We start from the raw sequence: 12,836 nt of genomic DNA, 5'->3' as shown, positions 1-12,836 counted from the left end.
ACGCCAACATGAACGCAAACGAAAAACCATGGCGGAAGATAGACGATCCACGCGGCGTCGAGAAGGGTTTCACTCTGGTGGAAATGTTGCTGGTGCTGGTGATATTGGCGACGTTGGCGGCGATCGTGGTCCCCAAGTTCGCCGGGCGGACCGAACAGGCCAATGTCACGGCGGCGCAAACGCAGATTTCCAATTTCGAAACCGTTCTCGACGCCTTCGAAATCGATAATGGATTCTATCCCAGGGGCGGCAATGGATTGCAGGCTTTGATCGAAGAGCCTCGCGACGCCAAGAACTGGCGCGGCCCCTATCTGAAACAGGATATACCTAACGATCCGTGGGGCAATGCCTACATCTACGAATGCCCCGGAAAACGCAACGAACGGGGATACGACATTATGTCGATGGGGCCGGACGGCCGCGTGGGCGGCGACGATGATATCACGAACTGGCAGATTCAAAAGAGATAAGACGGCCCTACGCGGATTTACTCTCGTCGAGTTGATCGTCGTGATGACCATGTTGGCTGTCGTAATGGCTCTGGCGGCCCCGTCGCTGAGCCGCTTTTCCTACGGGCGGAAATTGGAAGAGGAGGCGCGGCGATTTCTGGCTTTGACGCGATACGCGCGCAGCCAGGCGGTCTCCCTCTCTCTTCCCATAGAGATATGGATCGACGATCAAAACGGTTGGTATGGATTGCGCCCGGCGGCGGGATTCGAAGATTTGGAAACGGAAGCGATGAAGCCGGTCGAATTTCATCTTCCCAGCTATATCCGCATCGAAACCCCGGGCAACGATTCGAACGAAAAGGAGGCCGCCGCCATTCTCTACTGGTCGGACGGCTCCTTGGACGAACGCAGCGCCATCGCCTTTCTCCTTATCGAAAAAGACGAAGGGCGAACGGGAAAAGACCTGGAACAAATCGGCGTCGTCCAGATGGATTACGGCTTGGGCTACAGCCTTATCGACGACGAAAAGGAACTGCTGCGATGGGCGGAAACGCGAAAATTGAATCGCTAGCGGGAAAAAAAACTCCCCGTCTCCGCGCCGAGCGGGGATTCACCTTCGCGGAATTGCTGGCGGCGATGGTTTTTGCGGCCATCGTCATTCCCGCCGCCATTCAAGGATTGACGATCGCCAACCGGGCGGGAGTCGCGGCGGAGAGGACGAGGATCGCCGTCCAACTGGCCGGAAGCCTCTTGAACGAAATGATCGTTACGGAGGAATGGCGATCCTCCAAGCAAAAAGGCGATTTCGGCGCGGATTGGCCGGAGTATCGCTGGGTTCTGGTCGATGAAGAGTGGACGGTGGACGCCATGCGCGTCGTATCCATTACGGTTTTTTTCTTGGTTCAAGACCGGGAATATTACGTGCGCTTGAGCGCATTGGCGGAAGAAGAAGAGGAAGAAGCATGATCGGGACCATTCTCCCAAAGCGCCATTCTCAAGACGGCGGTTTTACTTTGATGGAAGTGCTTCTCGCCAGCGTGATGTACGCCATCGTCGTTGGCGCCGTCTATACCGTTTTTTATGGCGCGCTGCGGTTGAGAGAAAAAGCCTACGATGCGTTCGAAAAAGCGCTGCCCAAGGATTACGCTTTATCCATTGTCAAGCGGGACTTGAGCGGCCTCATGCCGCCGGGAGGCGTACTCGCTGGCTCCACGATCGGCGAAAAGATCGACGACGGCGGAATGCGCCGCGATCGCTTGGAATTCTATACCTCCTCCGGCGTCATCACTGCCGATTCCCCGTGGGGAGATATTCAAAAAGTGGAGTATTACTTAGCCGATCCCGAATTTACTGACGGCGGGGAAGGATTCGATTTAGTCCGCGCCGTAACGCGCAACCTGCTTCCCTCTACGGAGCCGGAAGTCGAAGAATCGCGATTGTTGACCGGCGCAGCGTCGTTAGCTTTCCTCTATTACGACGGAACCGATTGGCTGGATTCATGGGATGCCGTATCGGAGAGTTCGACGGAGCAAAGCACGACGACGGAAGAGTCTACAACAGATAGTACGGCGTCTCAGGACGAAGAAACGACATTATTAGCCATCCGTCTGCGCGTCGATTTTCTTCAACCGCGCGACGCGGACAGATTGACGCGGCCCATAGATTGGGTGATCCCCGTCATAGTGGAAAAAACGCCGCAAAGCAGCCAATCCACTACTCAAAGTTCTACGGAAGACGCCGGCGGGCAACAGGATACAGGCGGAGGAACGGGCGGTCTACCAGGCGGTCAACCAAGCGGAACGGGCGGCCAACCGGGCGGCGCAAGGATGGGACAATGATGGAAACGAATCTCTTCTCTCCTTTAAGGACGCCTTCTTCCAACAATCGCGGAACGGTCTTGATCATCGTTATGTGGATCGCACTAGGATTGGTCAGCGTCGCCTTGTTGTTCGGAAATTCGATGATGCTCGAATACCGGGCGGCCGTCGCCTCGGAGGCGGGATTGGAAGCGGATCAAGCCGTCGAAAGCGCCTGCCGGTATGTAATTTATATATTGAAAAATCTGGAAGAACCGGGGACGGTTCCTTCCGTGGAAGATTATACGCCTGAGGGAGCCTATGTGGGCGATGCCTGCTTTTGGCTCATTGGACGAAGCGATGTAGAGGACAATTCGAAGCAGCCGGTTTTTGGATTGGTGGACGAATGCTCCAAATTGAATCTTAACACGGCGACGCGGGAAATGCTGGAAGCGTTGCCGAATATGACCGCCGAACTGGCCGCTTCCATTATCGACTGGCGGGACGAAGACGAGGAAGCTTCGCCGGACGGCGCGGAGTCGGAAGCCTACTTGTTGCGCAGTCCAAAATATTATTGCAAGAACGGAAATTTCGAAACGGTGGACGAATTGAACCTGGTCATTAACGCCGATTGGACTCTTCTCTATGGAGAAGACGCCAATCGCAACGGCGTCCTGGATTCCAACGAAGACGACGGGAACGCCTCGTTTCCCGACGATAACCGCGACGGCCGTTTGGATATGGGGATTTTGGAATACCTCACCGTCTACAGCCGTGAATCCAACAAGCGCAGCGACGGAACGGCGCGCATCAATGTGACGGAGAACAACAATCAGGAATTGGATACGCTGTTTCAAGAAACGTTCGGCGAAGACAGAGCGCGCCAAATCACGCAGGCGGCGAGTGGAAATACCGTCGCCAGCGTCCTGGAATATTATATCCGCAGCCAGATGACGGCCGATGAATTCGCCCAAGTCGACGACGATCTCACGGCTTCCAGCGACGATCCCATCGAAGGGCTGGTCAACGTCAACACGGCCAGCGAAGCCGTGCTCGCCTGTCTTCCCGGAATCGGAACGGAAAACGCAAGCAAAATGGCCGCCTATCGCCAAGGAAAAACGGACGAATTGGAATCGCTGGCATGGGTTGCGGAAGCGATCGATGACGAAAGCGCCATCCAAGCGGGACCCTATATCACAACCAAGAGTTATCAATTCACCGCCGATGCGGCGGCGGTGGGGCGGAATGGGAAGGGATTTCGGCGTACGGCGTTCGTGATCGACGCCAGCGGAGACTCCCCTATCGTCGTCTACCGCCGCGATTCGAGCCGCCTGGGATGGCCGTTGGGAGCCGAGTTGCGCCGCGAGATTATTTCCGGAGCGAAGGGAAAGGGCATTTCATGAAAACGCCTGAACGTTCATCCATCTTAGCTATCGCTTTCGAAGGCAGGCGCATGTCGGCGGTCGTGGTTCGCCGCGCCGGGGATCGTTTTCATATTTTGAAATCCTATCAGACGGCGCTTTCGCTGGATCTGTTGACCAGCGATCCGGAGTTGGCGGGCCGCGAAATCCGCAACCGTTTGAACGAAGCAGGAATCCGGGAAAAGCAATGCATCGTAAGCGCGCCCCTAAAATGGGCGCTGACTCTCCAAACCGAAGCGCCGGACCTCCCCGAAGAAGATTTGCGGAGTTTCTTTACGCTGCAAGCGGAGCGGGAATTTCCTCTGGCTCCCCACGAATTGTCTATCGCGGTTTCGCGTTACCGCACGCCGCAAAATATGGGACGAGCCGCCATCGCCGCTATTCCCCTCAACCGAATCGCCATTACGCAAAAAGTCATGAAGGCGGCTCGCCTGCGGCTGGTCAGCGTTACGCTTGGCCACGCCTTCTTAGATAGCGCCGCCGGCAAAAACCATGACGGCTCGGCCTTGTTGTTGGCGCGGGAGAACGGCGTCGATCTGGCCGTATTCGCCAATGGGAAAATCGCGGCCTTGCGCACCTTGGAGGAAACGGAAGAGGGAGACGAGGGCTTCGATGTAGATTCCATTGTCAGGCAGGCGCGCATCACGCTGGGAAATTTGCCGCCGGATTTAAGAGAATCCATTTCCGCCATACGCCTCGCAGGAATATCCGATGCGGCCGATCCTTTGCTGGAGGATTTTCGCGGCGCCGCCGAACGCATGGGTATGGAAATCGAAAGGGGCGACGCTTTTCCCCGCGATCGGTTTTCCGATCCAAGCCTCTTGAAGAAAACGTCGCTTTTGGCTCTCGGAGCCGCTATGGGCTATTTATCAAGCCGGTCATCCATTCTCGAGTTTCTCCCTCCCCAGGAGAGCCGTTTCAAAAGGGTGACCGGCTTGGTTCTCTCTCGCGGCGCTCTTTGGCTGGGCGGCGCGGCGGCGGCCATCCTTCTGTTTGGCATCGCCGCTTTTTGGTATCAATATTGGCAATTATCGCAACTGGAATCGCAATGGAAAGATTTAAAACCAAAGGCCGCCGAAGTGGAAGCGCTGCAAAAGCAAGTGAGAAAATTCCGGTCCTGGTTTGACGATTCGGTCCCCAGTTTGAATATTCTTCTCTTGTTGGCGCAAACCTTTCCCGAAGAAGGATCGGTTTGGGTCAAGTCGCTGGAAATAAAAGATTTGTCGGAGGTCTCCTGTTCAGGAAATGCAAAAACCAATCAAGAATGGTTGGCGATGTGGGATAACCTGCGAGAAAACCAGGATGTAGGCGAATTGCAGGCGCAACAGTTCCGAGGAGGGTCTCCCATGCAATTTACATTGAATTTTCGCTGGAAAGGAGGGGTGGCCGATGGAGTCTAAGCGCCGGAAGAAATTATTGATAATGGCGATGATATTGTGTTTTTCCCTATTGGCCGCCGACCGCCTAGCCGTAACGCCGCTGCAAAATCTATGGAAGGCGCGATCGGAACGGATTGCCGAGTTGGAACGATCGGTCAACAAAGGACTCCTACTTGTAAGCCGCGAAGAGGCTATCAAGGATAGCTGGCGTTCTATGATGGAAAAAGACCTTTCCGATGCGCTGTCGGACGCCCAAAGCCAGGTATTGAAATCCTACGATCGCTGGGCGGAAGCCAGCCAACTCTCGATGACGTCGCTTACGCCGCGATGGATTGAGGAAGACGATTCCATCAAGTTGGAATGCCGTGCGGCGGGCATCGGCGGCATCGGCGCCATCGCCCGGTTTCTTTACGAATTGGAGTGCGATCCGCTGGCATTGAAAGTGGAAGAGATCACGATTTCGAGCAAGGACGAAAATGGACAGAACTTGACGTTCAGCGTAGCGTTCAGCGGCGTCCGGCTGCTTGAGGTAAAAAATGAAACGAATACGAAATCCGTTTCCAGCCATTTATAACCGGCGCATCGCGATCGGCGTTTTGTTGATCGGCCTCGCGGGTGCGTCCGTCTTTTCGGTTTGGCCGGAAGAGAAGCCGGCGGCGGCTCAACCGTCATTCGATTCCTATCGCATGATATGGGATAAAAATATTTTCAATCCCAATCGCCGCGCTATGCGCAATGCGGTAGAAGCTCCCAGACCTGCGGCGCCTCCCCCCGAGGATCGGATTTCGCTTAGCGGAACGATGATTTTCGAAGAAGGCAGTTTTGCGTTTTTCGACGGTTCGCAATCCGATTATCGGCGCGTGGCGAAATTGGGGGACGAATTCGCCGGTTTCCGCATCGCGGCGATCGAGACGGAAGGCGTAATCTTAATGCGGGAAAACGAGCAACTCGATCTTCCCGTCGGCAAAAGCCTCATCGAGCGGGAGAAGGGAAAATGGGAAGTTGGGGATGGGATGAGAAGCGATGAAGGCCGCCGTCCCGATTCCAATAGAAGCGATAATCGCGCGGAAACTGCCGCCGAAACGAGAGCGGCGGAAACCAGCGATAAGGGAGGCGAAGACGTTCTCGCCAAATTAAGGCAACGCCGAAGTCAGGAGATGAAGCCATGAACACGAAGTTTTTTTATCTCATATTTCGTTTAACCATTGTCTGCGCGACGATCGCTTTGAATAGTCCGGCGATCGCGGCGCAAAATCCCCAGCCGGTAAACAACGCCGCCGCATTCAAGATCAACACTGTCACCGGCGTGGCGGGAGCGAACAACGGCGAAGGGCTGCGCCTTAATTTTCGCGGCGCTTCTCTGGATGAAGTGCTGGACTACCTCAGCCGGGCGGCTGGATTCACGATTATCAAGAACGCCAATGTCGACGGCCAGCTGGACGTGTGGAGCCATCAACCGCTCAACAAAGACGAAGCCGTCGATTTGCTCAACACCGTCTTGAACGAAAAAGGATTCGCCGCCGTGCGCAACGAGCGGGTTTTAACGATCGTCACCCGCGAGGAAGCCAAGAAGCGGAACATTCCCGTCAAAAAAGGCAACGAACCGGCGGCGATTCCCAAAACGGATGAGATGGTAACGCAAATCATTCCCGTTCGCTTCGCCAACGCGGTGAAACTGATCGACAATCTCAGCCCCTTGCTCGCGTCCTACGCCACCATGACGGCGGACGAAAGCAGCAACGCCATCGTTTTGACGGATACGCAAGCCAACATCCGCCGCATCGCCGAAATCATCCGGGCGCTCGATTCATCCATCTCGGGCGTATCGTCCATCAAAGTCTTTCCGTTAAAATTCGCCGACGCCTCCGAACTGGCCCAAGTCGTGAACGATCTTTTCCAAAACGATGAAAGCGGCTCCACTGCCAGCAGCCGCAACCGCCAGCGGGGGGGAAACCGTTTCCAGATGATGTTTGGCGGTCCGCCGGGGATGCAGCAACAAACTCCAGAAGGCGGGGATAGCGAAGCGCGCCAGGCCGCGTTCCGCATCACGGCCGCCGCCGACGAGCAGACCAATTCGCTGATCGTCAGCGCGCCGGAAGAGGTCATGCCCACTATCGAACATTTGGTGGAACAAGTGGACGCCGCCAAGGAAGAACTGACGGAAATCCGGGTGTTCCGCCTGCAAAACGCCGATGCGGAAGAAATGGCGCAGTTGATTACGGACTTGTTCCAAGACCAAACTACTTCCAATCAAACCCAACAGCGGGGGCTATTCGGCGGACGCCGTTTCGCGATGCCGGGCATGCCGGGCATGCCCGGCGGGCCGGGCGGACCAAGCCAGCAGAATCAAAGCGACAGCGAACGTAAACTCGCGCAGGAGACGGTAACGGCCGTCGCCGACATCCGCACCAAATCCGTCGTCGTCAGCGCCTCGAAGGATCTGATGCTGCAGATCGAACAGATGATAAAACAACTCGACGCCAATCCATCCAAAACGCAGCGAGTCTATATCTACACTCTCAAAAATGCGGATGTGGACTACGTGGCGGACGTGTTGAGTGGAATGTTTCAGGAACAATCGCTGGGAACCAGCCGCACCTCGTCGACTTCCCGAACCAGCGCCACCGGCAGAAATTCATCGACGAGCAACAGCTCCTCCAGCAGCCGCAATTCTTCCAACAGCGGTTTTGGCGGCGATAGTTCTTCTATGGGTTCATCCAGATGAAACGGCTTAACGAAAGATCGAGGTGAAAGACGATGAATAACTATAAACGCATTATAATAAAGATGGCGTTATTCGCCGCCATCGCGTGTTGGACGGCGGGAGAATCGGCGGCGCAATTTTTCCAAGGCATGGGCGGCATGGGCGGCACGGGACGTTCCTCCTCCAGTTCTTCCTCATCTTCCGGAAGCGGTTACCAGGCGGATTCCTATACTCCTGGACGCGCCTGGCAAGCCGTAATTCAGACCGATCCGGATACGAAGTCGATCATCGTCATCGCAGACGAAGAGACGAACGAACATATCCGTCAAATCATCGAACATTTGGATAAACCCGTTGCCCAGGTTCTTATCAAGGTCGTTTTTTTGGAAGTAACGCACAATGACGACTTGGATTTCGGCATCGAGGGGACTATCAAATTCGGCGGCGGTCAAGCCAATACTCTGCAATCGCTCTTCGGTCTGGCGGCGGAGACGCGGGGCGGTTTTTATAAGATCATAGAAAACGATCTGGAAGCGACGATGCGCGCTATCTCCGAAGTAGGAAAGTTGGAAGTGTTGTCGAGACCGTCCATCATGACGAGGAGCAACGAAGAAGCGGTGATTACGGTTGGCCAGGAAGTGCCGTTCATCAGCAACAGCCGGATTACGCAGGACGGCCAAACCATCAACACCGTGGTTTACGACGATATAGGCATCATTTTGCGCGTAACGCCTTATATCAGCGATAATGGACTGGTGGAGATGGACCTTTCGCCCGAAATCTCGACGTTGACGGGCGAAACGGTGCCGATTTCCGACACCATCGACGCGCCGGTTTTCGCCAAACGATCGGCGGAAACGCGGGTAGTGGTTCCTCATGGCCAAACCGTAGTCATCGGCGGCATGATGGAGGATAATAAAACCGAGACCGTGCGTAAGATTCCCGTGCTAGGCGATATTCCTTTATTGGGATATCCTTTCAAGCGCACGATTAAAACGAATTCCAAGACGGAGCTCTTAATCTTTCTTACGCCGTACGTCGTAGAAGGAACGGATCAACTCGCCGAAATGACGAACGACGAAAAGGGGAAAACGGAATTGGCTCCGAAGGTCTTCTCGGAACAACAAATCAACAAATTCCTCGAAGGCGTCCCCGCGCGGGCGGAAGCGGAAAAGCCCGCCGAAGCGGAGAAAACCTCGGAATCGCCCAAAAAGCCGGTCGTCAAAGAAGAAACCGTAAAGAGCAGAAAACCTTCTCCAACGGGACCGATGTCGAAAATCAGAAGCCGCTCCGGCAAATAAGAAATCGCCGGTAATGCCATTCTCCAGAAGCAGGATGCCGAAAGTCTCATGCGAATCGATCGAAATTACATCGTTTATGGATTGCTCGCGGTCGTGTTGGGAACGATCGGCGTGTGGCATGTTCTCGAACACCATCAAGTGAAGCAAGGAGCCAGGGCGGCGCTGCTCAACCGCGCCCTCGATATCTCGAATTCCCTCAGCGTCGTCATTCGGTCTCAGCGCCATTTCGGCTTCGTTTTGCAGCCTCGGTTGGAAATGGCGTTGCAGGAACTCTCCAAATCGGACGAATTGATATCCATTGCTTTATTGAATTCAACCGGCGAGGTAGTGGCTTCCGCTGGGGAACCTCTCAACTTGAATGCGAAGGATCTGCCCCAACAGGGCGAGCGTTGGAACGGTAACTCAGTAACTTTCGTAAATTTGGTCGATCTTGGCTTGGACGAACGCCGGGATATTCCCGAACAATCCTCGGCTACTATCGTTGTACCCGTCACGGATATGATGAGAAGAGACGGACGGCGGGATGACGGGATGGATCGGAAAGGACCGGACAATCGCGGAGGCCAATCGCCCGGCATGGGAAGAAGAGACGGTCAGCGGGGGGACGAACCGGACAGAAGAGGTCCAGGCGGAATCCAAGACGACGAGTTTTTCCCGCCTCCTCCGCCTCCCGGAGAGGAATTGATGGGAGGGCCATTTGGAATTGGAGGAGCGACGATTCCTATCACCGCGGATATGGTGATGCGCCGCCGCCCGGGAATGTTCCCTCCCGACGCGACGGCAGCCATAGCTGCGGCGAGCGGCCAGCCCCTCTTTTTTCAAGAGCCGAGAAGGCCGCCGCGCTTTTTCGGACGTCCTCCCTGGTTGAGCGAAGCACAGTATAACGAGATGATCAAAAAGCAAGGCTTGCACGGTTTTGTTCTCTTGATGTCGGCCGATTCCTATTGGGCGGAAATCAGACGCGACATGTGGCTGCGTCTGGCCATGAGCATCATCGCCCTATTGGCCGTGGTCGGTTTGGGCGCCGCCTGGCGCAACATGGCGCGTTCGTCGGAATTGCAATTGCGATTGATTCGGGCCAGCGAGATGAACGCCCGTTTGCGGGAAATGAATCTCGCCGCCGCCGGACTGGCGCATGAAACCCGCAATCCCTTGAATATAGTCAGAGGCTTGGCTCAGTTGATTTCCAAACGGGAAGACGCCTCGGAGGAAGTCCGCGCCCGATCGCGGGATATTACGGAAGAAGTAGATCGCGTTACCGCCCAGTTGAACGAATTCATCGAATATTCGCGTCCCCGCGAGCCGAAACCCGCGTCTATTCCTCTCAACGCGGTAGTCAAAGACGTGGCGCGCACGCTGGAAAGCGATATGGAAGACAAGAGTATCCAATTCGAAATATCGGGGCCGGAGACGGTCGTCCAAGCCGACGAATTGCTGCTGCGTCAAGTATTGTTCAACTTGATGCTGAATTCCATTCAGGCCTCGCCGCGCCAAGGCAAGATCGAAATTCGGATTGCAAAATCCCGGCCGGATGAGTATTCTTTGGAAGTGCGGGACGATGGGCCGGGCATTCCCGAACACGAAGTGGAGAAAATCTTTCGGCCTTATTACACGGCCAATAAGAATGGCACGGGATTGGGATTGGCCGTCGTGATGCAAATCGTGTTGGCGCACGGCTGGGATATTCAATACGTTTCCAGCGGCCATGGTTCGATTTTCCGGCTCAGCGAAATGAAAGCCGCCTCCTAGGTTCGATCGCAATGGCCATTCGCACAGACGATGATTCACATATAGAGCCGCACATTCTCGTCGTCGACGACGATGCGGGACAACGCGGCCTAATCCAATCTTTCCTTTCCAGCCAGGGATTTGATATCGTAACGGCTTCTTCGGGGGAACAAGCCCTGGACATTCTCGATGCGCAAAGTATTAGTATGGTCGTATCGGATGTGCGGATGCCGGGCGTATCCGGTCTGGAAACGCTGCGCCGGGCGCGGGAGAAGCATCCCATTCTTCCCGTGCTGCTGGTGACGGCGTACGCGGATATCCGAGACGCCGTCGGCGCCATGCGCGACGGCGCCGTCAATTACCTCGAAAAGCCGATCGACCTCGACGAACTGTTGTCAACGGTGCGTCAGGCGGTAGGCATGGAACAAGGCGCCGCGCCGAGGTTTCCCGATGACCTGAAATTGCCGGAAAACATCATTGCGTTTAGCCCCGCCATGCGGGACGTATTCCGTGAAGCGGCGCTGGCGGCGCCGTCCGACACGCGCATCTTGATTCATGGCGAAAGCGGATCGGGCAAGGAAGTCGTAGCGGATATGATTCACGCCTGGAGCGCACGCGCTTCGGGGCCGCTTATCAAGGTCAACTGCGCCGCCATTCCCGAAACGCTGCTGGAAAGCGAACTATTCGGCCACGAGAAGGGCGCCTTCACCGGCGCCGTCAATCAACGGATAGGACGTTTCGAAGAAGCGAACGGCGGGACGATCCTACTGGACGAGATTGGAGAAATGCCGCTCTCGCTGCAAGCGAAACTGCTGCGCGTAACGCAGGATGGAACGTTCCAGCGCATTGGATCGAACGCCGAGAGAAAAACCAATGCGCGCATTCTTTCCGCCTCCAACAAGAATCTGGAAAAAGAAGCGGAGGAAAAACGATTCCGCGAGGATTTGTTCTACCGGCTCAACGTGATGGAAATCTACGTCCCGCCGCTGCGCGAACGCCGGGCGGACATCCTTCCTCTCGCCAACCGTTTCGCGGAGGAATTTTCCAAAGGCAAGCCGCGCTTGTCCGCTTCCGTAACCGCTTGCCTGGAACTTTACGATTGGCCCGGCAACGTACGGGAACTGCGCAATGCGATGGAGCGGACGTCTCTGATGGCGAGAGGCGGATTGATTCTGCCCGAACATCTGCCCAAACGAATTCAGGCGGCGGGCCGGAAGACAAGCGAAGAGGGCGGCGGCGAATCCCGGGGAAACCGGATGGAAGAGATCGAGCGCATCGCCATTCTGCAAACGCTGCGCGATCGCAATTTCAACCGCACGGAAACCGCCCGCGCCTTAGGCATCAGCCGCCGAGCCTTGATCTACAAACTGCGGCGGTTCAAGGAGCAAGGACATGTTATCGAACCCGAATGATTCCGGCTCTTCATCTAACCTGTTTTTCTCGCGCCGAACTATAAAATGGATTCTCTTCTTGTTTGTTTTACTGTTGGCTATTCTATTGGCTCCGGCGGTGAAGGGACTCTATAAGCTTAAACCCCGAAACGAAGCCGCTCATTTTAATGCGAGAAAGGATGTCAAAATGGAAAAAGCCGCATTCGCCGCCGGTTGCTTTTGGGGCGTAGAAGCGACATTTCGCAAAGTGAAAGGCGTCGCAGAGACGGCGGCCGGTTATATGGGCGGAACCACGAAGAATCCCACGTATAGAGACGTTTGTACGGATCGAACGGGACACGCCGAAGCCGTTTATGTGGAATACGATCCCGCCCAAGTTTCTTATGAAGAACTTTTAAAAGTATTTTGGGCGAATCATAATCCTACGACATTGAACCGGCAGGGACCTGATATCGGAACCCAATATCGATCCGCGATTTTTTACTACAACGACAAACAAAAGCAAGAGGCGATCGTATCGAAAGAACGGCTGCAAAATTCCCATCGCTACAAAAGAAAAATCGTTACGGAGATTGTTCCGGCGCAGACGTTTTACCGAGCGGAAGAATACCATCAACGATACTATGAAAAGCATGGAGGGCATTGTAGCATCTAAGAAAATATAATT

General features: G+C 55.2%; 13 protein-coding genes. All 13 read left to right on the top strand.

The window, feature by feature from the left end:
- Positions 1-8 precede the first annotated feature (8 nt).
- Positions 9-470, top strand: a complete 462-nt coding sequence (gene gspG / locus AB1656_20930) for a type II secretion system major pseudopilin GspG (GenBank protein MEW6237859.1) — start codon at positions 9-11, stop codon at positions 468-470.
- Complete coding sequence (locus AB1656_20925) at positions 436-1,020, top strand: prepilin-type N-terminal cleavage/methylation domain-containing protein (protein MEW6237858.1); 585 nt, start codon at positions 436-438, stop codon at positions 1,018-1,020. Before gspG ends, AB1656_20925 begins: the two co-directional genes overlap by 35 nt.
- Positions 990-1,415: a type II secretion system protein gene (locus AB1656_20920; GenBank protein MEW6237857.1), complete on the top strand. Its 426-nt coding sequence runs from the start codon at positions 990-992 to the stop codon at positions 1,413-1,415. The genes AB1656_20925 and AB1656_20920 overlap by 31 nt, the downstream gene beginning before the upstream one ends.
- A complete protein-coding gene (locus AB1656_20915) occupies positions 1,412-2,287 on the top strand; it encodes a hypothetical protein (GenBank protein MEW6237856.1) in 876 nt (291 codons plus the stop codon). Before AB1656_20920 ends, AB1656_20915 begins: the two co-directional genes overlap by 4 nt.
- Positions 2,284-3,648 carry a hypothetical protein gene (locus tag AB1656_20910; GenBank protein MEW6237855.1) on the top strand — a complete coding sequence of 455 codons (1,365 nt, stop codon included), beginning with the start codon at positions 2,284-2,286 and terminating at the stop codon, positions 3,646-3,648. The genes AB1656_20915 and AB1656_20910 overlap by 4 nt, the downstream gene beginning before the upstream one ends.
- Positions 3,645-5,066, top strand: coding sequence for a hypothetical protein (locus tag AB1656_20905; GenBank protein ID MEW6237854.1), 1,422 nt, complete (start codon positions 3,645-3,647; stop codon positions 5,064-5,066). The genes AB1656_20910 and AB1656_20905 overlap by 4 nt, the downstream gene beginning before the upstream one ends.
- On the top strand, positions 5,056-5,619 hold the full coding sequence (locus AB1656_20900; GenBank protein MEW6237853.1) for a hypothetical protein: 564 nt from the start codon (positions 5,056-5,058) through the stop codon (positions 5,617-5,619). The genes AB1656_20905 and AB1656_20900 overlap by 11 nt, the downstream gene beginning before the upstream one ends.
- The gene (locus tag AB1656_20895; protein ID MEW6237852.1) at positions 5,582-6,214 is read left to right on the top strand and encodes a hypothetical protein; all 633 of its coding nucleotides are present in this window, start codon (positions 5,582-5,584) and stop codon (positions 6,212-6,214) included. Before AB1656_20900 ends, AB1656_20895 begins: the two co-directional genes overlap by 38 nt.
- A complete protein-coding gene (locus AB1656_20890; protein ID MEW6237851.1) occupies positions 6,211-7,770 on the top strand; it encodes a secretin N-terminal domain-containing protein in 1,560 nt (519 codons plus the stop codon). The genes AB1656_20895 and AB1656_20890 overlap by 4 nt, the downstream gene beginning before the upstream one ends.
- 32 nt (positions 7,771-7,802) lie before the next feature.
- Positions 7,803-9,050: a hypothetical protein gene (locus AB1656_20885; protein ID MEW6237850.1), complete on the top strand. Its 1,248-nt coding sequence runs from the start codon at positions 7,803-7,805 to the stop codon at positions 9,048-9,050.
- 48 nt (positions 9,051-9,098) lie between these two features.
- On the top strand, positions 9,099-10,799 hold the full coding sequence (locus tag AB1656_20880) for an ATP-binding protein (protein MEW6237849.1): 1,701 nt from the start codon (positions 9,099-9,101) through the stop codon (positions 10,797-10,799).
- Between the two features lie 11 nt (positions 10,800-10,810).
- Positions 10,811-12,190: a sigma-54 dependent transcriptional regulator gene (locus tag AB1656_20875; protein MEW6237848.1), complete on the top strand. Its 1,380-nt coding sequence runs from the start codon at positions 10,811-10,813 to the stop codon at positions 12,188-12,190.
- A gap of 166 nt (positions 12,191-12,356) precedes the next feature.
- On the top strand, positions 12,357-12,824 hold the full coding sequence (gene msrA / locus AB1656_20870) for a peptide-methionine (S)-S-oxide reductase MsrA (protein ID MEW6237847.1): 468 nt from the start codon (positions 12,357-12,359) through the stop codon (positions 12,822-12,824).
- Positions 12,825-12,836 lie beyond the last annotated feature (12 nt).

It is taken from the genome of Candidatus Omnitrophota bacterium (assembly GCA_040755155.1).
Lineage (GTDB): Bacteria > Hinthialibacterota > Hinthialibacteria > Hinthialibacterales > Hinthialibacteraceae > JBFMBP01.
Note: the sequence above shows the minus strand (reverse complement) of the source record. Positions and strands in the feature narration are given on the sequence as shown.